We start from the raw sequence: 20,460 nt of genomic DNA, 5'->3' as shown, positions 1-20,460 counted from the left end.
CGCGGGTGAGATTCGAGGAGGACGACTCCATGAACAGCGAAGAACGCGACGTCATTTCGGGAATCTTCCAGCGGCTGGAGCAGGCGCAGACCCAGCCCCGCGACGCGGAGGCGGAGCGCTTCATCGCCGACAAGCTCCGCGCGCAGCCCTACGCACCCTACGCGATGGCGCAGCTGATCTACGTGCAGGAAGAGGCGATCAAGAGCCTGAACCAGCAGCTGGAGCAGGCCCGCAGCCAGGCGGCCTCGGCCCAGCCCTCCGGGGGCGGCGGCTTCCTGTCGAGTATCTTCGGCGGCGGCAGCCAGCAGCGCCAGGAGCCGCAGCCCGGCTACGGGCAGCCGCGTCCGGGTGGCCAGCCCTGGGGCAACCAGGGCGGCGCGCCGCAGGGTTACCCGCAGCAGGGCTACCCGCAGCAGGGCGGCTACCCGCAGCAGCAGGGCGGCCCGTGGGGCGGCCAGCCCCAGGCCCCGGCGCGCGGCGGCGGCTTCATGGCGACGGCGCTGCCCATGGCGGCCGGCGCGGCGGGCGGCATGCTCCTCGGCAGCGCCCTGTCGAACGCCTTCGCGGGCGGCCATTCGAGCCTCGGCAGCGCCGCGGCGGCCGGCCTCGGCGGCGGTGGGGGCGAGACCATCGTCAACAACTACTACGGCGACGGCGGCAACCAGGATCTCGGCTCGGCCCTCGACAACAGCGGCAGCGACCTGGGCGGGTTCCAGGACGCCGGCTACAGCGATCCGGGCGGTGATTTCGGCGGCGACCTCGGCGGCGGCGACGACAGCGACTGGACCTGATCGGCGCTGACATCGAGCGGAAGGCCCGGTCGCGTCAGGCGCGGCCGGGCCTTCTCCGTATCGGCGGGTTCGATCCGCGACGGCGCGCGCGTCGGGCGCTCAGAGCACCTCGACCCGGGTTCCGACCGGCACGCGGTCGTAGAGGTCGATGACGTCGTCGTTCATCATCCGAATGCAGCCCGACGAGACCGACTGCCCGATCGTGTTGGGCTCGTTCGTCCCGTGGATGCGGTAGAGCGACGAGCCGAGGTAGAGGGCGCGGGCGCCCAGCGGGTTCTCCGGGCCGCCGGCCATGTGGCGCGGCAGATCGGGACGACGGGCGAGCATCTCGGCCGGCGGCGTCCAGTCCGGCCACTCCGCCTTGCGGCTGACCGTCTTGAGACCGCTCCAGGCGAAGCCGGGGCGGCCGACGCCGATCCCGTAGCGCAGCGCGCGCTGCCCCGCCTGCACGAGGTAGAGATGCTTGCCGGCGGTGTCGATCACGATCGTGCCGGGCTTCTGCCGCCCCGCGAAGGCGACTTCCTGGCGCTGATACTCGGGCGGGACTGCGCGGCCGATCCGCCCCGGATCCGCCTGGGGCGCACCGGAGGCGGCCGCGGGCGGCGCGCCGTAGGGCTGCGGGGCACCGTAGGGCTGCCCGTAGGACTGGCCGTACGCCTGCCCGTACGCCTGCCCGTACGCCTGCCCGTAAGCTTGGGCAGGCTCCGGCTCGACCGGCACCAGCTCGCCGGAATAGGCGGCGACCCGCTGCTGCGGCGCGGCGCGCTGCGGCCAGCCGCGCCCGGCGCCGCCGGCGCTGCCGGTGACGAGGTACTCGATGAGGCCGCCGCCGTAGCCGCCCTCGGCGTAGCGCGCCTGCTGCGCCCGGGCGGGGCCGCACAGCACGAACGCGGCCGCAGCCACCCCCATTCCCAGACGGACTGAACGCCGCATCGCCGCATGCTCCCGAGCCGGAGCCCCTGCTCCCGGCCCGCGAACGATCCCGTCACATTTTACCGAATCGGGTGAACGAACGTGGTGAATCGTCTCCGCGGCCCGGCCTCTCCCCGGCCCGTCGCCGCCAGCGTGAATCGGCGGTTAAGCTTGGCGGCACCGCCCGGCCTCACCCCGGAGCGGGCGGAGCCCGCCGGAAGAAGCTCGGCAGTCACAGTCCGCTAACCGTTATGGTAGACAGTCTCGGCGACGGAACCCGAACGCTCACGCCCGGACGATGACCCAGAAGCGCTATCGCATCGAAGACAGTCTCGGGCTTCCCGCGGCTCCCCCTCCCGGGCCGGGGGCGTCCGCCTCGAGCGAGCGCCTGGAGGAGATCTTCAACGCCATCCAGGACTTGCGCCGCGTCACGCAGATGAGCGCGAGCGAGACCATCGAGTCGTGCCGGCGCGAGCTGCACGAGGCGCTGGCGATGCGCACCGAACTCGACGTGATGAAGGAGGCGATCACCCGCACCAAGTCGGAGCTGGCGACGCTTCACCGGACCGAGAATACCGGCAAGGGCATGCGCCGGGCGGCCGACGAGCTCGACGCGGTGGTCGACTCCACGGAGCGCGCCACCACGCAGCTCCTCGGCGCGGTCGAGGAGATCGAGAGCCACGCCGGCATGCTCAACGCTGCGACGCTGCCGCCCGGCATGAAGCCGCACGTCGACGTGATCCTCGAGCGCGTGATCACCGCCTACGAGGCCTGCAACTTCCAGGACCTGACCGGCCAGCGGATCACCAAGATCGTCGGCGTGATGAAGTTCATCGAGGAGCATCTCGACCGGCTGATCGCCACGTGGTCGGAGCTCGACAGCTTCAAGGAACTCATCACCGTCATGCCGGTGCCGACCTCCCTGGACGACGAGAGCTCGCTCCTCAACGGGCCGAAGCTCGACCACGACGTCGGTCACGTGGATCAGAGCGACATCGACTCGCTGTTCGACTGATTGATCGGACCGGGCGCGCGATTTTTGTCGCCGCCCCCGTCCCCCTGGCGGTCCGGAGCGCTTAGATCTGCGGTATGAGCCGCAGAGCCCTCTCAGACCTGCCCCCCGACACCTTCGACGACGGCCGCGACGCCGAGCGGGACGAGACCGTCGACGAGCCGGAAGCCGAACTCCCCGACACGGAGACGCCGGAGATCGACTTCGATTTCGAGCCGGGCGCCGTCCAGGCCGGCACGGAGGTGATCCGCCGGTTCTGGTCGACCCTGCCGTCGTCGCCCGGCGTCTACCGGATGTTCGACCATCGCGGCGACGTCCTCTACGTCGGCAAGGCCAAGAACCTGAAAGCGCGGGTCGGCTCGTACGCGCGGGGCCAGGCGCACTCGAACCGCATCGCCCGGATGATCTCGCAGACGGCGGCGATGGAGTTCGTCACCACCGCGACCGAGACCGAGGCGCTCCTCCTCGAGGCTAACCTCATCAAGCAGCTGAAGCCCCGCTTCAACGTGCTGATGCGGGACGACAAGTCGTTCCCCTACATCCTGGTCACCGACGACGGCCCCGCCCCGCAGATCGTCAAGCACCGGGGGGCCCGGCGCCGGAAGGGCAACTATTACGGCCCCTTCGCCAGCGTCTGGGCGGTGAACCGGACGGTGAACGCGCTGCAGCGCGCCTTCCTGCTGCGCACCTGCACCGACAGCTACTACGAGAACCGCACCCGGCCCTGCCTGCTCTACCAGATCAAGCGCTGCTCCGGCCCTTGCACGAACGAGATCGGGCCCGAGGACTACGCCGCGATGGCGGATTCCGCGCGGGCGTTCCTCGCGGGCAAGTCGAACGCCGTGAAGGACCGGATGCGCGCCGAGATGCAGGCGGCGTCCGAGGCGATGGAGTTCGAGCGTGCCGCCCGGTTCCGCGACCGCATCGCAGCCCTGTCGGCGATCCAGGGGGTGCAGGGGGTCAACACCCAGGGTGTGGAAGAGGCGGATGTGTTCGCCCTCGACGAGCAGGCCGGCCAGTTCTGCATCGAGGTGTTCTTCTTCCGGAACTTCCAGAACTGGGGCAACCGCGCCTATTTCCCGAAGGCCGACCGGACCATGACGCCCGACGAGGTGCTGGGCTCGTTCATCGGCCAGTTCTACGACGACAAGCCCGCGCCCCGGACGGTGCTGACGAGCCACGCGATCGAGGACGCGGAGCTGGTGGCGGCGGCCCTGTCGAGCCGGGTGGAGTACCGCGTCGAGATCCACCGGCCGAGCCGCGGCGAGCGGAAGAACCTCGTCGACTACGCCCAGCGCAACGCCAAGGAGGCGCTGGCCCGGCGCCTCGCCGACACGGCCTCGCAGGGCAAGCTGCTCGCGGCGCTCGGCCAGGCCTTCGGGCTCGACGGCGCACCCCGCCGGATCGAGGTCTACGACAACTCGCACATCATGGGCACGAACGCGGTCGGCGGCATGATCGTCGCCGGCCCGACGGGCTTCATGAAGGCGCATTACCGCACGTTCAACATCAAGTCCGAGGATCTCACGCCCGGCGACGATTACGGCATGATGCGCGAGGTGCTGCAGCGGCGCTTCAAGCGGCTCGCGAAAGAGGCGCCGCGCACCGAGCGCGAGGCGGCCGCATCCGCGGGCGAGGGCGAGGTGCCGGAGCCGGTGCCCGCGCCGGCGGAGGAGAGCGATGCGTTCCCGGCCTGGCCGGATCTCGTGCTGATCGACGGCGGCAAGGGCCAGCTCGAGGCCGCGCGGGCGGCGCTGGAGGAGGTCGGCGTGGCGGGCGTTCCCCTGGTCGGCGTCGCCAAGGGCCGCGACCGCGATGCCGGCCGCGAGACGTTTTTCGTGCCCGGCCGCCTCCCCTTCAAGCTTCCGCCGCGCGACCCGACGCTCTACTTCGTGCAGCGGCTCCGCGACGAGGCGCACCGCTTCGCCATCGGCAGCCATCGGGCCAAGCGGAAGCGAGAGATGGTGAAGAATCCCTTGGACGAGATCGCCGGCATCGGCCCGAGCCGCAAGCGCGCGCTCCTGCACCATTTCGGGACCGTGAAGGCGATCCAGCGCGCCGCCTTCGAGGATCTGGCCAGGACCCCGGGCGTGAACGCCGCCACAGCGCGGGCGGTCTACGACTTCTTCCATGCCGGCGCCTGAGAACCCGGCCGCGATGGCCGAGGCAGACTCAGAGGCGTTGACGCCCGGGCCCCGCTCTGATTTCACCCCTGCGATGAACGCCGTCCTTCCCCGACGACGGTCGCCGGCCTGGACGCTCGCGAATTGCCTGACCTACGGGCGCCTCGTTGCCGTGCCGGTGATGGTCGCGCTGCTGTTCTGGCCCGAATCCCACACGGCGCGGTGGACGGCGCTGGGGGTGTTCGTCGCGGCCGCGATCACCGACTACCTCGACGGCTACGTCGCCCGCACCTACCACCAGAGCTCGGCGCTCGGCCGGATGCTCGATCCGATCGCCGACAAGCTCCTCGTCTCGGCCTGCCTGCTGATGCTGGCGGCGGACCACACCATCGTCGGTTCGAACATCTGGGCGGCGATCGTGATCCTGTGCCGCGAGGTGCTGGTCTCCGGCCTGCGCGAGTATCTGGCGGAGCTGAAGGTCGGCGTGCCGGTCAGTCGGATCGCCAAGTGGAAGACCACCGTGCAGCTCCTGGCGCTCGGCTTCCTGGTGGCCGGCCCGGCGGGCGAGACGGTGCTCCCGGGAACCGAGGCGATCGGCCTGACGCTCCTGTGGCTCGCCGCCGCGCTCACGCTGTGGACCGGCTGGGACTACATGCGGGCCGGGATCAAGCACGTCATCGACGATCCGCGCTGACGGATCCGCCTCCGGGACGCGCGGTCCCTGCCCTGTCTCCGGTACGGTGATGCGATGAAGCTCGTCTATTTCGCCTGGGTCCGCGAGCGGATCGGCCGCTCCGAGGAGGAGCTGGCGCCGCCGCCGGAGGTCGCCACCGTCGCCGATCTGGTCGGGTGGCTCCGGGGCCGCGGCGAGGAGTACGCCTACGCCTTCGAGGATCCGGGCGTCGTCCGCGCCGCGATCGACCGGGCCCATGCCAAGCCGGACGCGCCGATCGCGGGTGCCCGCGAGATCGCCTTCTTCCCGCCGATGACGGGCGGCTGAGAACCGGCCGCGCCGCGCACGTAGTCCGCCGGGGTTGCAACGGGTCGGCTTCCGCGGACATTGGCGCCGTCGCTCCGGCTGCCCGTCAGCCGAACGGCGCGCGGGCCGAGCCGAGTTTTTTACGGGTTCGGCCCGCCTCGGGACGCCACAATCCGCGGAACGCCCAAGCTGGCATTGCCGTTACCCGCTACCGAAATCGGTATTGGAGTTTCAGCATGCGCATGACCTTGCTCGCGACCGCCGCCCTGTTGAGCCTCGGCGCCGCCGCGCAGGCCCAGACCACCGTCATCGAGCGCGACCGACCGGCCGTCGTCGTCGATCGCCCGGCGAGCGAGTCGAAGTCCGTGACCGTCCATGACCACGGCGACGGCTGCGTCACCAAGACGGTGCGCAAGGAGAACGACATGGGCGATACGAAGACCGTGAAGAAAGAGAGCTGCGACTGAGGCACGCGAGCGGGTCGGGCCGGAGCGCGGTCCCGCGCGCCCAGCCCGGCCAGGCCCCTGCGCGTCTTCGGTTCAGCGCCAGCCCGCGTCGATGAAGTACGGGTGGCCGGTGCACATGCGCGCGTCGTCCGAGGCCAGGAACAGGACCAGCGCGGCGACGTCGGCCGGCTGGATCCGCCCGTCCAGGCATTGCGCGGCGACGATCTCCGCCTCGCCCTCCGGCGTGTACCATCGCTCCTGGCGGGGCGTCTGAACGTTGCCGGGCACGACCGTCGCCACCCGGATGTTGTCGCGACCGAGGTCGCGGGCCAGGGCGCGTGTCATCCCCTCGATCGCCGCCTTGGCGGTCTGGTAGAGCGGCATCTCCCTGAGCCCGAGATGCCAGCTGATCGATCCGAAGTTGAGGATCACGCCGCCGCCGGCGCGCTGCATGGCCGGGACCGCCGCCTGGGCGGCGAAGAACAGGTGGCGCAGGTTCACCGCCATCCGGTCGTCCCAGTAGGCGGGCGTCACGTCCGCGAGGGCGTGGCGGTCGTCGTTGCCGGCATTGTTGATCAGGACGTCGAGCCCGCCCAGGGCCGCGTCGGCCTCGGCGACCAGCGCGCGGACCGCGTCGACATCGGTCAGGTCGCAGCGCCGGTAGAGCGGGGCGTGCGCGGCGCCGGGCCCGAGACGGGCCACCACGGCGCGGGCCGCATCGTCCGCGATATCGCAGAACAGGACGCGGGCCCCCTGCTCGACGAAGGCCTCGACCAGCCCCGCGCCGATGCCCGAGGCGCCGCCGGTCACGAGGACGCGCTTGCCGGCGAGGCTCGGATACCGCGCGCGCTGATCCGGCTGCGCCGCCATCGGACCTCCTCGAGGTTTTAAGGTAGACCGGAACTTGTCTGAGTTTACCACGGTGGCCGGCCGCCGCAACGGTGGCGGGGCCGCCTGAGATTCGCGAAACGTTAACGGTTCGCGAATGACATCGTCGGGTCTTCTAGAAAGGAACACCCGATGCCCCTGCGCCTGGAACTCAAGCCGTTCGAGCGGCTGATCATCAACGGCGCGCTGCTGCGCAACGGCGACCGCCGCTCGACCTTCCTGATCGAGACGCAGTGCAAGTTCCTGCGCGAGAGCGAGATCATCACGGAGAGCGAGGCCGACACGGCCTGCAAGCGTCTCCACCTGACGCTGACGGTCATCTACCTCGCCGACGACCCCACACAGAGCATCGACCTGTTCTTCCGGCAAGCCACCGACCTGCTCGGGCTGGCGCCGGCCGCGGCCGGGCAGATCGCCGCGATCGCGCAGGCCGTCGAGGCCGGCGAGTATTACCGATCGCTCAAGCTGAGCCGCAAGCTCGTCGAGTGGGAGGCCGCCGGCTCGGCATCGCAGGCCGTCGTGCCGGACCAGGCGGCCGCTCCCTGATGGGAGAGCCCGGCCTCAGCCGGGATTGCCCTGAAGACCGGCGGCGATGTGATTGTTGATCGACACCAGCGTGGCGATCTTCTCGGGCGTCGGCGCGATCATGGTGTCGATGCAGCTCTGGAGCACGAACACGCCCAGGCGGCCGACGCCCTGCTTCACGTCGGCGGGGAGCGGGTTCACGTCGGACGTCGCCTCGGAGGTCAGCAGCGTCCAGACCCGCTGGTTGAACGTCAGGGCCTCGTTGATGCGTCCGGCATCGCCGCTGGCGAGCCCCTGACTGGCGCCGATGAGCTTCTGTGCGGCCTTCAGCAGCACGGCGGATTCGGCCTCGCGGGGCGACAGCGCGCTGTGGGAAGTCTTGGCGTAGGCGTTGGCGGCGTAGTTCATCGGCGGTCCAGCCCCGTCGTCGGGCCTGCCACTGAGGCAAGCTAGCGCGTAGCTGTCGCAGACCAGGAGTTAAAAGCGCGTGAGCACCGCGTCCGCCATGATCCCGCCGGGTTGGTTATCGACGACGCTCTGCGGCCGAAAGAAACCGGCCCCCGGATCCCGACCCCGATGTTGAATTTCGTTCTCGGAACTGTTGCCGGCGGCCTGATCGCCTGCGTGCTGACCATCGCGGCGGCGCGGCAGCCCGAAGTTCAGTCCCGACTCGGTCTGATACCGGCGGCGCCCGCGACGCTGGCGGCCGTCACGAAGCCGGTCGAGCACGATTGCGGACGACGGACGGAGCCGGCCCCGAAGATCGGCTCCCAGGAGATGCTGTTCAACCGCCAGAGGTTTTGGTCGGTCGCGCCGTAATCAGAACGTGCCGATCAGCATCAGCAGCATCGTCGTGGCGACGGTGGTGCTGACGAAGCCGCAGAGGGCGGCCGCGAAGGACGGACCGGTGCGGGTGACGGCGGGCTCGATGTCGTTCGGGAGCGTGGCGGGGGTCATCGGCGCAGAACCTTCTCGGCGACCAGCGTCGCGCGTGTCGCGGTGATGCTTCAGGAACGGGACGTCCGAGGTGCGATCGCGCACCCGGTCAGTCGCAGCGGTTGATTTTCTTGGCGATCCGCAGACCCCGCAGCTCGCTGCGGAGATCGATGGCCACGACACCCTCGCCGCATCGCTCGAACGCGTCGCGGGCATCGTCGTAGCGGTCGCCCACCTCGTCGAGCGTGTCGCAGACGCGGTCGTGGTTGCCCAGGCGGGCTTCCTGACGCGCCTGGAAGCGCAGGGCGTTCGCCTCGTCGACCTTGCGCTGGGCTTCGATGCAGGACGGCAGGGCCGACGCGGCGGAAGTCAGGGCGAGGCCTGCCAGAAGGCTGGCGAGGCAGCGGGTCAGAGTGACCGACTTGGCACTCACGGGAACACTCACACACGGTTTGTGATGGCAGATCCGCGGGCGGACCTGCCGGGTTTCTCGGAGCGGCTCAGATCCACTCCCTCTCTGTCCGCTGAAACAGTGAAGCTGACGTGAAAGTTCCGCCCCGAATCACGCCTTCCGGCGCAGGCGGGAGGTCAGGATTACCGAGAGTTGCACGGGGGCCGCACCCATCGGATCGACGCCGACATCGTACTGCTTCGGCATCGGCTTGAGCTTGCCGTGGCTGTGGCCGTGGAGGTTGAGAGCCCCCCGGCTCATGCCGTTCCAGGTGCGGAACGCGTAGTGGCAGAGCACCACCATCCGACCCTCGACGGCGAGTTCCGCGTAGTGCCGCACCGACGCCCAGCCGGGCGCCGTCAGCGTGTCCGGCCCGTCGTTGTTGCCGACAATCAGGTGCTTCTCGCCGTTCAGTCCGGCGAGGATCGCGCGGATCCGGTCGCCGCTCGGTCCGAGGGCGAAATCGCCGAGGTGCCAGACCGTGTCGTCGGGCGAGACCGTCGCGTTCCAGGCCGCGATCAGCCCGGCATCGTGGGCCTCGAGATCCGGATAGGGCCGGTGATCGAAGCGCAGCGCCCGCGGGTCGCCGAAATGGGTGTCGCCCGTGAAGAAGATGGTCACCGCTCTGCTCCGCCATGCCTCTGCGTCTTGCTTCAGCGTCTCGCCCCGGCGCCTCGCCTCGGCGCCTTGCCTCGGCGCCTTGCCCGGCAACGCCGCCGGATTGCCGCCGAAATCGGCCTGCGGCCGCCTTGTTCCCGCGGACCCGCGTCCGCCTGGCGCGTTGACGGCCCGCGCGGCAGGGTCGAAGCCTCCCCCGGCGAGGCGCCAGCGGGAGGGCACGGGGCATGCTGGGAACGGTGGGATTCGCGTTCCTGGCCGGCCTGCTCTCGGTGCTCTCGCCCTGCGTGCTGCCGCTGATCCCCATCGTGCTCGGGACGGCGGCAGCCGAGCATCGCCTCGGTCCGGTCGCGCTGGCAGCCGGCCTCGCCGTCGCCTTCACCGCCATCGGGCTGTTCGTCGCGACGATCGGCTTCACCGTCGGGCTGGACGGCGACGTGTTCCGGCGCGCCGGCGCGGTGCTCTTGGTGCTCCTGGGCGCGGTGCTGATGCTGCCGCGACTCCAGGCCCGGGTCGCGACGGCGGCCAGCCCGATCGGCGCCTGGGCGGAGGACCGCTTCGGCGGCGCCGGCTCCGGGGGTGTGTCCGGCCAGTTCGCCGTGGGGCTGCTGCTCGGCGCGGCCTGGAGTCCCTGCGTGGGCCCGACCCTGGGCGCGGCCTCGCTGATGGCGGCGCGGGGCGAGCGTCTCGGGGGTGTCGCCCTGACCATGCTGGCCTTCGGGATCGGCGCCGCGGCCCCGCTGATGCTCCTCGGCTTCGTCTCCCGCGAGGCGCTGCTGCGCTGGCGGGGCGGCCTCGCCGCGGCCGGCCGGGCCGCGAAGGCCGCGCTCGGCGCCGTGATGGTCGTGCTCGGCCTGCTGGTGCTGACGGGCCTCGACAAGCGGGTCGAGGCCGCGGCCGTCGCGGCCTCGCCGGACTGGCTCAACGCGCTGACAACGCGCTACTGACCCGGCGAGGCCCCCGGGTTATCCGGAACGGAGTTCAGCCATGAGCGATGCCCCCCGCCTGACCAGTCTCGCCCACGGAGGCGGATGCGGCTGCAAGCTCGACCCGGCCACCCTGCGCCAGCTCCTCGCCCAGCAGCCGGCGGCGGGCCCGTTCGAGCGGCTCCTCGTCGGCAACGAGACCGCGGACGACGCGGCGGTGTGGGAGCTCGAGGACGGCACCTGCCTCATCGCCACCACGGACTTCTTCACCCCGATGGTGGACGACCCCGTCGATTTCGGCCGGATCGCCGCGACGAACGCCATCTCGGACGTCTACGCCATGGGCGGCCGGCCGCTCTTCGCGCTGGCGATCCTCGGGATGCCGCTGGGCAAGATCGACCCGGAGGTGGTCGCGCGGATCCTGCGCGGCGGCGCGGAGCAATGCGCCGAGGCCGGCATCCCGGTCGCGGGCGGCCACTCGATCGACGCGCCGGAGCCGATCTACGGTCTCGCGGTGATCGGAACCTGCCGCCGCGAGGCGGTGCGGCGCAACGCCGACGCGGTGGCCGGCGACGCCGTCCTGCTCACCAAGGCTCTCGGGGTCGGGGTCTACTCGGCGGCGATCAAGCGGGCGACCCTCGACGAGGCCGGCTACCGCGACTTCATCGCGACCACGACGCTGCTCAACCGGATCGGAACCGACCTCGCCGCCGATCCCGCCGTGCACGCCCTCACCGACGTCACCGGCTTCGGCATCCTCGGGCACGGCCTGGAGATCGCCCGCGGCGCCGGCCTCACGCTCGCCCTCGAGGCCGACGCCCTCCCGCTGCTGCCGCAGGCGGAGGCGCTGGCGCGCGCCGGCGCCGTCACCGGCGCCTCGCACCGCAACTGGGCGGCGTTCGGCGAGGCGGTGGACCTGCCCGCCGACCTCCCCGAGTGGCGCCGCCACCTCCTGACCGACCCGCAGACCTCGGGCGGCCTGCTGGTGACCTGCTCGGCCGACCGCGCCGACGCGATCCTGGCGCGCGTCCGGGCGGCCGGTTACCCGGCGGCCGCCCGGATCGGCCGGATCGAGCCCGGCCCGGCACGGATCCGCGTGGCGGCCTGAGGCACCGCCCGATCCGAGAGGCAATCTTCAACCTTCCCGTCCAATCTGCCGCCCCGCACGAGACCCGAGCCGCCGCCAGAGCCGCCTTGACCGACGCCGCAGACATGTCACCGCCCGCCCACGGCGTCGTCGGCTGGCCGCTCGGGCGCCGCGCCCACGCGCCGTCCCGCCCCGGGTCGCTGCCCGACGGGCGTCCGTGGCCGCGGATCCGCGTCGTGACGGTGGCCCGCGCGGATGCCGCCCTGGCCGGGACCGTGGCGTCGGTTCTGCGCCAGGGCTACCCGGAGGTGCGGCACGACGTGCTGGACCCGACGGCCGGCCGCGCGGCCGCGGCGCGGGTTTTGGCGGATCCCGACCCGGAGCTTCTGTTCTGGCTCCGCGCCGGCGACCTGCTCGCGCCGGGCGCGCTGACCGCCCTGGCGCTGGAGGCCGCGCTCACCGGCGCCGACGCGGTGGCGGGGCTGCGCGTCCTGTTCGACGCCGCCGTCCGCGGCCTCGACGGCCCTGGGGTCGCGGAGGACGCGCAAGGTCCGGTGCCGGCGGCAGACGGCATTCTCTGGCGGCGGGGCGCCCTCGCGGCCGGCGCGCCCCTCGATGCCGACGGCATGCTCGACGCCGCCTCCGCCTGGTCGACGATTCCCGAGAACCGGCGCAGTCTGATCGGCCGCCCGGTGCTGCTCCGCAGGCTCGACGCGCCGCTGCCCCCGCCCGCCGCCGGCCTGTCGATCGTGTCGCTGACCGGCACCGGCACCCGGGGGGGCGCGGGCGTGGCCCAGCGCCGCCTGGCCGAAGCGCTGACGCTCGCGGGCCATAGGGTCGCGGAGGTGACGCTGAGCGGGCGCCCCGAGGCCGCCGAATGGAGCGACGAGTTCCCGCGGGCGGAGGCCGCGGTCGCGGCGGCCGACCCCGATCTCGTCCTCGCCGGCAACCTGCACGGCGCCACCCGCAGCCTCGACGTTGTCGGCCGCCTCGCGCGGCGGGTGCCTGTCGGCCTCGTGCTGCACGACCTCTTCCCCCTGACCGGCCGGTGTGCCCACCCCCGCGACTGCGGGCGCGCCGCGTCCGGCTGCGACGCCGCCTGCCCCGGCCCGGACGAGTACCCGGAGCTGGCGCCCGGCCGGATCGCCGGGATGCACGGCCGCAAGCGCGCAGTGCTCGCCGGCGCCTCGCCCGCGTCACCGACCGAGTCCTCCGCGCCCTGGCTGCTGGCCAATTCCGACTGGACGCTGGCGCGGGCCCGCGAACTGGCACCGCCCGGCAGCGTGGTCGAGCCCGTCCGGCTGGCCTTCCCGACCGCCGTGTTCCGGCCGGGCGATCGCGCCGCGCTGCGCCGCACGCTCGACCTGCCGCCCGACGAGGTCCTGATCCTCGTTTCGTCGGTCATCGTCGACGGGCCCGACAAGGGCTTCGCCGACCTCCGGGCCGCGCTTCAGGCCGTCGCGGGGCCCGGCGTCGGCGTGGTGGCGATCGGCCGGCTCGACGACCCGGCCCGGCTCGGCGTCGCGAACCTGTTCGCGCCCGGCCTCATCGCCGACGAGGCGGTCCTGGCCGCGTGGTACGGAGCCTGCGACCTCCACGTCACCGCCAGCCGCCACGAGACCCTCGGGCAGACGCCCATCGAGGCCGGGCTGTGCGGGGTGCCGACGCTCGCCTACCGCACCTCCGGCCTGACCTCCGCGGTGATCGACGGCGTGTCGGGCCGCCTCGTGCCGGTGCGGCCCGGCGCCCTCGCGGAGGCGCTGGCCGCGCTGGTCGGCGACCGCGAGGCCCGCACACGGCTCGGCGCCTTCGCGCGCATCGCCCTGGAGAGCCGCTACAGCCCGGCCGCGTCGGCGCTGTCACTGGACGCCGTCTTCCGGCGTCGGGGTCTGCCGAGCGCCGCGACAGGCCCGCGCTTCGCCCCCGAGATGCTCGGACACTTCCCGTTCGCGGCGGCCCTGCGGCCGGGCGCGGCCGGCACCGTCCCGACCGTCTCGCGCCCGCTCGTGCGCCGGCTGCGGCGGGCCAAGCAGATGGTCTTCGGGCGGCGGATGCCGCTCCTCGTGCGCCGGTGCCTCTACCTCGCCGGCGCGCTGCGCCGGAGCACACCGTGACGGCGAGCGGCGCAGATGCGGGCGGCGCGCGGGCGGCGCCGGGGCGGCGGCGGATCTACCTCGATCAGACCCATCTGCGCGACCACGTGACGGGGATCGAGCGGGTCACCCTCGACCTGTTCGCTCCCGACCGGCTCGCCCCGCACGCGGTGCGGCCGGTGACCGCGGGCTCCCTGCCCGGCATGATCGCCGCGCAGCAGCTCGGACTGCCGGCGCGGGCGCTGACGGATCGGGACGCCCTGTTCCTGTTCCCGGGCTTCCCGCCCGGGCCGCTCTGCGCCGTCGCGGCGTCGCGCTGCCTGCTCTACGTCCACGACACCTTCCTGCTCACGCGGAAGGAGGATCTGAGCCTGCGCAGCCGGCTCTACATGAGCCCGAGCTTCGCCCTGGCCCTGCGCTGGTGCCCGAACCTGTTCGTCAACAGCCGCACCACCGGGGCGGACGTGCGCGCGCTCTGTGCCAGGCGCGCCCGCGTCGCGCTGCTGCGGCCGCCCGTCCGCGACGCCTTCGGCCTGGAGGACCTGCCCGGACCGGCGGCCTACGCGCCGGGCCGGACGCTGCGGATCCTGGCCATCGGCACCATCGAGCCGCGCAAGAACTATCCGGCGACCCTCGCGCTGACGGCGGCGCTGATCCGCGCCGGCATCCCGGCGGAACTCCATCTCGTCGGCCGGGTCGGCTGGGGGCGGCACGCCTTCCTGGAGGCACCGCCGCCGTTCCTGCACCGCCACGGATACCTCACCGACGCCGAACTGCGCGCCCTCGCGGGCTCGTGCCACCTGCTGCTCTCCACCTCCAAGGCGGAGGGGCTCGGCCTGCCGCTGCTGGAGGTGCAGCACGGCGGCCTGCCGGTGGTGGCGCCGGACGACCCGGTCTTCCGCGAGGTGCTGGGCGGGTCGGCCCTGCTGATCCGGCCGGAGCAGCCCGACGCGGCCGCGTGCGCCCTCGCCGGGTGGATCCGCGACGGCGCCCTGGCCCGCGCCGCCGGGATGAGTCGGGCCAACGTCGCGCGCTGGAACGCGGCCGCGGCCGAGGACGGGGCGCGCTTCCAGCGCTTCCTGGCCGGCGATCCCGCGGCCTACGATGCGCTGGAGTCAATTGTCGCACACGAGGGCGATGGCTGACGCGGCTTACGTAGTCCCCAACAAATCGGGAACTTTTCACGCCGGATTGTCGTGACAGTTAGGACTGCATCAGTAAGCGATATCTGCCAGCTTCCTGCTGCAGATGCCGCATCGGAGCGACACTACTGGCCCGGTATGTCGATTGCTGGGCTCCCGGAGAAGGCAGCGCCTCGGACGCGCACCTGTTCCAGACCGGCACGGAGCTGGTCAGAAAGGGAACGGGCGAAGAGGCTGGTGACGGGCGGCGGTCTCCGCCGAGGCAGGTCAGGGAGCGGGGCGTATGTTCGACTTCTCGACACGGATGAGCGGCGAGCAGCCCGTCCGGATGGTGCTGCCGCAGGTCGCGCCGCCGAGCGATAGCCGCGTGATCCTGCGGCGCCTGTGGCGCGGCAGCGGCTTCATCGTGCTGGGCGGCCTGTTCATGGTCGCGGTGGCGGTGGCGCTCCTCGGCCTGATCCCGCCGCGCTACACGTCGAGCATCCAGGTCCTGGTCGATCCGAGCGACCTGCGCGTCGTCGAGAACGACGTGAACGCGCGCCAGCCCCAGGCCGACAGCGGCGTGTCGATTGCCGAGAGCCAGGTGCGGGTGATCCAGTCGGACAGCGTCCTGCGCCGGGTGATCGCCAAGCTCCACCTCGACCAGGACGACGAGTTCGTCCTGCCGGACGGCAACAACCCGACGCTGACCTGGATCAAGGGCGCGCTGGGCATGCTGCCCCCGCCGGCGAGTCGCGACCCGGTCATCACCGCCCTCGACACGCTGCAGAACCGCCTCACCGTCCGGCGGGCCGAGCGGACCTTCGTGATCGACGTCTCGGTGCAGTCCCGCGATCCCGAGAAGGCCGCCCGCATCGCCAACGCCGTCGGCGACGCCTACTTCGCCGAGGAGGCCGCGGCCCGGACCGAGACCGCGCGGCGCGCCTCCGACGCCCTGGCGGGGCGGCTCAACAGCCTCAAGCGCGACGTCGAGCAGGCCGAGAGCGCCGTGGTGCGCTACCGCGAGGACCACAAGCTCGTGGCCGCCAGCGGCCGCCTGCTCACCGACCAGCAGCTCGGCGACCTGAACCAGCAGCTCGTCACCGCCTCGATCAAGACCGCCGAGGCCAAGTCGCGCCTCGAGCAGGCGCGCCGGATGCGCTCGTCGGATCCCAGCACCGCCCTGCCGGAGATGCTGCAGAGCCTGGAGATGCAGGCCCTGCGGCAGCAATACGCGACGCTGTCCCGCAACACCGCGGAGCTCGCCACCCGCCTCGGCGAGCGCCACCCGGCCATGGCCGAGCAGTACGCCCAGCAGCGCGACCTCCAGCGCCTGATCCAGCGCGAGAAGGAGCGGATCATCGAGACGACCCAGAAGGATTACGACCGCGCCGCCGCGAGCGAGGCGGCGATCCGGGCCAATCTCGACCGGGTGAAGAACGAGACCGCGTCCAGCGACCGGGCCTATGTCGGCCTGCGCGAGCTGGAGCGGACCCTCGACGCCCGCCGCGGCATCTACGAGGCCTACCTGAAGCGCGCCCGCGAGGCGAGCGAGCAGGAGCGGCTCAACACCACCAACGTCCGGATCATCTCGGCCGCGGTGCCGGCGCGCCAGCGGACCTTCCCGCCCTCGCCCAAGATCGTCCTGCCGGTGGCGCTGGTCCTCGGCCTGCTGCTCGGCGGCGGCATCGCCCTGCTGCTGGGCGCCGACAGCGACCGGCGCCGCAGCCTGCGCGCCGCTACCCGGCCGGCCGCGAGCTTCCGGGCCGCCGATGCGTGACAGCGGTGAGATCAGCCTCTACCTGGGCGCTATGGATCCGGTCCTCAGAGAGGCACACACGGTGAGCGCCCCGGCCTCCGCGGCGTCCGGGTCGCCGCAGACAGGCGCGACCGTCGAACTCTTCGGGCACCGGTTTCACACCGGTCCGGCCGCGGCCCTCGTGGCCGCCGTCGCGGCCCGGCGAGACGGCCGGCCGCGCATGATCGTCACGGCGAACGTCGATCACATCGTCCAGCTCAGCGAGAACGCGCCGTTCCGCGAGGCCTACGCCCGCGCCGCGGCCAGGACCCTCGACGGGATGCCGCTGGTCTGGCTGGCCCGGAAGGCGTGCGGCCGGCCCGTGCACCGGATCACCGGCCACGATCTTCTGGGCTGCGTCCTGGCCGATCCGCCGGCCTTCGCGCAGCGGGTCTTCTTCGTCTCGGCCCGCCAGGATGCGGCGGACGCGCTGGCGACCCGGCTGCAGGCGGCGGGGCTTCCGGCCGGCGCCGTGGCGAGCGCCGTGCCGCCCTTCGGCTTCGAGCACGACGCGGCCTACAGCCGCGCCCTGGCCGAGCGGATCCGCGCCCACGGGACGACGCTGCTGGTGATGGGGGTCGGGGCGCCCAAATCCGAGATCTGGGTGGATCGTCACGGGCAGACGCTCGGCGAGCCGGTGGTCTTCTGCGTCGGCGACGCCCTCAACGTCGCCGCCGGTTTCCTGCCGCGCGCGCCGCGGCTGATGCAGCGCCTCGGCCTCGAGTGGATCTACCGGTTCCTTCAGGCGCCGCGCAGGCTGTTCCGGCGCTACTTCATCAAATCCTGGCGCTTCATCGGCCTCGCCGCGCGGGACCAGCTCCGGCGGCGCCCCGGCTGACCTCAGCGCCGCTCCGCGAACAGGTCCGGCCGCCGCAATTGCAGCGCGAAGAGCAGCGTCAGCGACTTCATGTCGGTGATCGCCCCGCGGCGGCCCATGGCGGCCAGTTCCGGCAGCGGGATCTCGTGGACGGCGACGGCCTCGCCCTCCGCGGCGAGACCGCCGCCGGTGCCGGTCCGGTCGGCCTCGCCGTAGGCGGCGAGGAACAGATCCATGCGCTCCGTGGAGATCCCCGGCATCGACCAGGCGCTGGCGACGAAGTCGAGGGCGCTCAGGCGCAGGCCCGTCTCCTCCATCGCCTCGCGCCGCGCCTCGTCCTCGGACGCGCCCTCGTCGAGGAGCCCGGCCGGCACCTCGATGTGGCTCGGCGGCCCGCCCGAGTAGAGGACCGGCGCCCGGAACTGCGAGACGAGCGTGGCGACCCGACGGTCCGGATCGTAGGGGAGCACCGCGACCGCCCGGCCGTGATCCTCCATCTCCCGCGTGATGCGGCTTCCGTCCTCCTGCATCACCTCGGCGACGAGGTAGCGCGCCCAACCGTCATGTACGAGGCGCACGCCCCCGATCCGCGGTGCCATTCCGATCTCACCTCGCTCCTGGAAGCCCGACGGATCGTTCAGGAATGCGGCGGCCTTGCGGACACGGTGATGCGGAAGCGCAGGCGCACCGCGGGCGGCCCTCCGAGCCGCTCGGCGGCGTCGAGGCGGGCGCCCTCCTCGCGCACGAGGTTCGGGATGTCGAGGGCGGCCAGCGGGTCGGTGCAGGTCACCACCAGCGTCTGGCCGGCAGCGAGGCCGCGCAGCGCCTTGCGGGTGCGCAGAACCGGAAGCGGACATTTCAGGCCGCTCAGGTCGAGGTCGACGCAGTCCGGATCCTCGTCCCGCACACCGGAAGCTCCCGAACCGGCGCGGATGCCGGCCCCGGCGCGTCATAGGCACCGCCGCGCCCCGGCGCCAGCGGCGCCCTCACCACACGTGATAGCCGAAGGCGGGTCCGGAATAGCTGTCCGGCGCCGTCCAGACGTAGCGGGGGCCGTTGTAGCCGTACTCGAAGCCGCGGCTCGGGACGGGCGCGTAGGCGTAGCCGTAGCCGAACGGCGCGGGATAGCCGTACTCGCCGTAATAGCTGTACTCCGGCCGCCCCCGCGCGGCCACGGTGCCGGTGACGCGGCCACCGGCTCCGGTGTGCCAGCGACCCGGTGTCGGCGCCGGACCTGAGCCCTGGAACGGCGCCAGGTCGGCGGCCTGCCCCGTACCGGAGCTCGCCGGCACGGATGCCAGCCCGGCGAGGATGGCGGCGATGATGCGGGTCATGATGCGTCCTCTCCCCGAGCGCGGCGCCCTGTCGGAACGTTCCATTAGCACGTTCCAAGGCCGATTCGCGCGGGCCACGAGCGCCGCTCAGGCGGTCGCTAGAAGACGCACTCGGTGAAGGCCGGACGCACGCAGGCGCCCCAGCGTCCCTCGTAGTCGGCGAGGAGATCCTCGGCCCGGGTGCGCCCGGCCGCGACGATGGCCTCGAGCGGCTGCAGGTAGATCACCTCGTCCCGACCCTCGGCGTCGCGGCGGCCCCGCGCCCGGAGGCCCGCCCGGGCGATCGCCAGGGCCTCGGCGGCGACGGCCCCGAGCGTGGTGTTGGCCACCGGGGTCGCGAGCCCCAGGCGCGGCGCCGTGGCCCGCGCGGCCTCGCGGTTGGCGGGGCTCCACCCCTTCACGAGGTCGAGGGCCGCGTCCAGGGCCGACTCGTCGTAGAGGAGCCCCGCCCAGAAGGCCGCCTGGGCGGCGATCATGCCGGGATCGCCGACATCGGCGCCGCGCATCTCGAGGAAGCGCTTGAGCCGCACCTCCGGGAAGGCCGTTGAGGCGTGGTTGGCCCAGTCCGAGACCGTGGCGAACTCGCCGGGCAGTTGCGGGAGCTTGCCGGCCATCAGGTCGCGGAACGAGGCGCCCGACACGTCGTGGTAGGTGTCGCCCCGCTTGACGAAGTACATCGGCATGTCGAGCAGCCAGTCGACATAGGCCTCGTAACCGAAGCCCGCGTCGAAGGCGAAGGGCAGCATTCCGGTGCGGTGGGCATCCGTGTCGCGCCAGATCTCGGACCGGCGCGACAGGAAGCCGTTCGGCCGGCCGTCGGTGAAGGGCGAGTTGGCGAAGAGCGCGGTCGCGACCGGCTGCAGCGCCAGGGACGCGCGCATCTTGCGCACCATGTCGGCCTCGGAGGCGAAATCGAGATTCACCTGCACGGTGGCGGTGCGCAGCATCATGTCGAGGCCGAGGGACCCGACCTTGGGCATGTAGCCGGCCATGATCCGGTAGCGGCTCTTGGGCATGACCGGGGTCTCGTCGCGCCGCCATCGCGGGCTCATGCCCAGCGTCAGGAAGCCGATGCCGAGGGGATCGGCGACCCGCTTCGTGGCGGCGAGGTGCGTGGCGAGCTCCGCCGCCGTGGCGTGCACGTCGGGGAGCGCCGCGCCGGACAGCTCGAACTGGCCGCCGGGCTCGATCGAGATCGCGCCGCCCGCCTCCGCCGACAGGCCGATGATGTTGCCGAGATCGAGGATCGGCTCCCAGCCGGTCTCGCGGGCGAGCCCCTCCAGGAGCGCCCGGATGCCGCGGTCGCCCTCGTAGGGAACCGGCGTCCGGGTCTCGCGGTAGAACGGGATCTTCTCGTGCTCGGTGCCGATCGCGAAGCGCGCGCGCGGCTTCTCGCCCGCCGCGAACCATTCGATCAGTTCGGCGCGCGTGGTGAGCGGCGTGGTGTCGTTGCTGTCGCGCGCCATGCGCTGCCTGCCCGTGCGTCTGACCTGTGCCTGGGAACGGGCGCGCCGGACTGCTCCGGCGGATCCACCCGGTACGAACCCGCTCTCGCGAGCGGGATCCGGGCGGACACCCGCCCCCGACCCCGATGAGCACGCGG

Annotated in this window: 24 protein-coding genes; 14 read left to right on the top strand and 10 right to left on the bottom strand. The window is 72.5% G+C overall.

The features are described 5' to 3' along the window. The first annotated feature begins 29 nt into the window (after nt 1-29). Nucleotides 30-791, top strand: coding sequence for a DUF2076 domain-containing protein (locus tag BKE41_RS28695; RefSeq protein WP_012322299.1), 762 nt, complete (start codon nt 30-32; stop codon nt 789-791). Nucleotides 792-890: 99 nt separating this feature from the next. Here BKE41_RS28695 and BKE41_RS28690 read toward each other — a convergent pair whose 3' ends face one another. Continuing rightward, nucleotides 891-1,724 (bottom strand): L,D-transpeptidase, encoded by an 834-nt coding sequence (locus BKE41_RS28690; protein ID WP_071000551.1) that lies wholly within the window; start codon nt 1,722-1,724, stop codon nt 891-893. 277 nt (nt 1,725-2,001) lie between these two features. On the opposite strand from BKE41_RS28690, the gene BKE41_RS28685 reads away from it, so the two are divergent. From BKE41_RS28685 to BKE41_RS28665, 5 genes are all read left to right on the top strand, one after another. Next, the gene (locus BKE41_RS28685; RefSeq protein WP_012322297.1) at nt 2,002-2,718 is read left to right on the top strand and encodes a protein phosphatase CheZ; all 717 of its coding nucleotides are present in this window, start codon (nt 2,002-2,004) and stop codon (nt 2,716-2,718) included. Nucleotides 2,719-2,792: 74 nt separating this feature from the next. After that, nucleotides 2,793-4,859 (top strand): excinuclease ABC subunit UvrC, encoded by a 2,067-nt coding sequence (gene uvrC, locus BKE41_RS28680; protein WP_071000550.1) that lies wholly within the window; start codon nt 2,793-2,795, stop codon nt 4,857-4,859. Nucleotides 4,860-4,932: 73 nt separating this feature from the next. After that, nucleotides 4,933-5,532 carry a CDP-diacylglycerol--glycerol-3-phosphate 3-phosphatidyltransferase gene (gene pgsA / locus BKE41_RS28675; RefSeq protein ID WP_012322295.1) on the top strand — a complete coding sequence of 200 codons (600 nt, stop codon included), beginning with the start codon at nt 4,933-4,935 and terminating at the stop codon, nt 5,530-5,532. A 54-nt stretch (nt 5,533-5,586) separates the two neighbouring features. Further along, the gene (moaD, locus tag BKE41_RS28670) at nt 5,587-5,838 is read left to right on the top strand and encodes a molybdopterin converting factor subunit 1 (protein ID WP_029357972.1); all 252 of its coding nucleotides are present in this window, start codon (nt 5,587-5,589) and stop codon (nt 5,836-5,838) included. Between the two features lie 215 nt (nt 5,839-6,053). Further along, complete coding sequence (locus BKE41_RS28665; protein WP_012322293.1) at nt 6,054-6,284, top strand: hypothetical protein; 231 nt, start codon at nt 6,054-6,056, stop codon at nt 6,282-6,284. Nucleotides 6,285-6,356: 72 nt separating this feature from the next. On the opposite strand, the gene BKE41_RS28660 is transcribed toward BKE41_RS28665, so the two are convergent. After that, nucleotides 6,357-7,133, bottom strand: coding sequence for an SDR family oxidoreductase (locus BKE41_RS28660; protein WP_071000549.1), 777 nt, complete (start codon nt 7,131-7,133; stop codon nt 6,357-6,359). Between the two features lie 150 nt (nt 7,134-7,283). Here BKE41_RS28660 and BKE41_RS28655 point away from each other — a divergent pair, with 150 nt between their 5' ends. Continuing rightward, the gene (locus BKE41_RS28655; protein ID WP_012322291.1) at nt 7,284-7,697 is read left to right on the top strand and encodes a flagellar biosynthesis repressor FlbT; all 414 of its coding nucleotides are present in this window, start codon (nt 7,284-7,286) and stop codon (nt 7,695-7,697) included. Nucleotides 7,698-7,712: 15 nt separating this feature from the next. On the opposite strand, the gene flaF is transcribed toward BKE41_RS28655, so the two are convergent. After that, complete coding sequence (gene flaF / locus BKE41_RS28650) at nt 7,713-8,084, bottom strand: flagellar biosynthesis regulator FlaF (RefSeq protein WP_012322290.1); 372 nt, start codon at nt 8,082-8,084, stop codon at nt 7,713-7,715. Nucleotides 8,085-8,252: 168 nt separating this feature from the next. On the opposite strand from flaF, the gene BKE41_RS28645 reads away from it, so the two are divergent. Further along, nucleotides 8,253-8,495 carry a hypothetical protein gene (locus BKE41_RS28645; protein ID WP_024828112.1) on the top strand — a complete coding sequence of 81 codons (243 nt, stop codon included), beginning with the start codon at nt 8,253-8,255 and terminating at the stop codon, nt 8,493-8,495. On the opposite strand, the gene BKE41_RS31830 is transcribed toward BKE41_RS28645, so the two are convergent. The 3 genes from BKE41_RS31830 to BKE41_RS28635 all read right to left on the bottom strand — a co-directional run bounded on the left by BKE41_RS31830 (nt 8,496) and on the right by BKE41_RS28635 (nt 9,684). Next, nucleotides 8,496-8,633: a hypothetical protein gene (locus BKE41_RS31830; protein ID WP_012322288.1), complete on the bottom strand. Its 138-nt coding sequence runs from the start codon at nt 8,631-8,633 to the stop codon at nt 8,496-8,498. It abuts the gene before it with no gap. Between the two features lie 88 nt (nt 8,634-8,721). Beyond that, nucleotides 8,722-9,045 carry a hypothetical protein gene (locus BKE41_RS28640; RefSeq protein ID WP_012322287.1) on the bottom strand — a complete coding sequence of 108 codons (324 nt, stop codon included), beginning with the start codon at nt 9,043-9,045 and terminating at the stop codon, nt 8,722-8,724. A gap of 129 nt (nt 9,046-9,174) precedes the next feature. Continuing rightward, nucleotides 9,175-9,684 (bottom strand): metallophosphoesterase, encoded by a 510-nt coding sequence (locus tag BKE41_RS28635; protein ID WP_012322286.1) that lies wholly within the window; start codon nt 9,682-9,684, stop codon nt 9,175-9,177. Nucleotides 9,685-9,908: 224 nt separating this feature from the next. Between BKE41_RS28635 and BKE41_RS28630 the strand changes: the two genes are divergently transcribed. The 6 genes from BKE41_RS28630 to BKE41_RS28605 all read left to right on the top strand — a co-directional run bounded on the left by BKE41_RS28630 (nt 9,909) and on the right by BKE41_RS28605 (nt 17,544). Further along, entirely contained in the window at nt 9,909-10,628 is a 720-nt protein-coding gene (locus tag BKE41_RS28630; protein WP_029357966.1) for a cytochrome c biogenesis protein CcdA, read from the top strand. A gap of 40 nt (nt 10,629-10,668) precedes the next feature. Beyond that, the gene (gene selD / locus BKE41_RS28625; protein ID WP_012322284.1) at nt 10,669-11,715 is read left to right on the top strand and encodes a selenide, water dikinase SelD; all 1,047 of its coding nucleotides are present in this window, start codon (nt 10,669-10,671) and stop codon (nt 11,713-11,715) included. An 86-nt stretch (nt 11,716-11,801) separates the two neighbouring features. Further along, the gene (locus BKE41_RS28620; protein ID WP_245295864.1) at nt 11,802-13,808 is read left to right on the top strand and encodes a glycosyltransferase; all 2,007 of its coding nucleotides are present in this window, start codon (nt 11,802-11,804) and stop codon (nt 13,806-13,808) included. Then, the gene (locus BKE41_RS28615; RefSeq protein WP_012322282.1) at nt 13,805-14,932 is read left to right on the top strand and encodes a glycosyltransferase; all 1,128 of its coding nucleotides are present in this window, start codon (nt 13,805-13,807) and stop codon (nt 14,930-14,932) included. The genes BKE41_RS28620 and BKE41_RS28615 overlap by 4 nt, the downstream gene beginning before the upstream one ends. Before the next feature lie 280 nt (nt 14,933-15,212). Next, nucleotides 15,213-16,688: a GumC family protein gene (locus tag BKE41_RS28610; RefSeq protein WP_071000547.1), complete on the top strand. Its 1,476-nt coding sequence runs from the start codon at nt 15,213-15,215 to the stop codon at nt 16,686-16,688. Continuing rightward, on the top strand, nt 16,681-17,544 hold the full coding sequence (locus tag BKE41_RS28605; RefSeq protein ID WP_012322280.1) for a WecB/TagA/CpsF family glycosyltransferase: 864 nt from the start codon (nt 16,681-16,683) through the stop codon (nt 17,542-17,544). The genes BKE41_RS28610 and BKE41_RS28605 overlap by 8 nt, the downstream gene beginning before the upstream one ends. 2 nt (nt 17,545-17,546) lie before the next feature. Here the strand turns inward: BKE41_RS28605 and BKE41_RS28600 are convergent, their stop codons facing one another. From BKE41_RS28600 to BKE41_RS28585, 4 genes are all read right to left on the bottom strand, one after another. Further along, nucleotides 17,547-18,122, bottom strand: a complete 576-nt coding sequence (locus BKE41_RS28600) for an NUDIX hydrolase (protein WP_012322279.1) — start codon at nt 18,120-18,122, stop codon at nt 17,547-17,549. Between the two features lie 38 nt (nt 18,123-18,160). After that, the gene (locus BKE41_RS28595; protein ID WP_012322278.1) at nt 18,161-18,430 is read right to left on the bottom strand and encodes a sulfurtransferase TusA family protein; all 270 of its coding nucleotides are present in this window, start codon (nt 18,428-18,430) and stop codon (nt 18,161-18,163) included. 79 nt (nt 18,431-18,509) lie between these two features. Next, a complete protein-coding gene (locus BKE41_RS28590) occupies nt 18,510-18,857 on the bottom strand; it encodes a hypothetical protein (RefSeq protein ID WP_012322277.1) in 348 nt (115 codons plus the stop codon). Between the two features lie 98 nt (nt 18,858-18,955). Continuing rightward, entirely contained in the window at nt 18,956-20,323 is a 1,368-nt protein-coding gene (locus BKE41_RS28585; RefSeq protein WP_012322276.1) for a glutamate--cysteine ligase, read from the bottom strand. Nucleotides 20,324-20,460 lie beyond the last annotated feature (137 nt).

The organism is Methylobacterium sp. C1 (assembly GCF_001854385.1).
GTDB lineage: Bacteria > Pseudomonadota > Alphaproteobacteria > Rhizobiales > Beijerinckiaceae > Methylobacterium > Methylobacterium radiotolerans.
The sequence above is the reverse complement of the archived record's forward strand: the minus strand, read 5'-3'. Positions and strand labels throughout refer to the sequence as shown.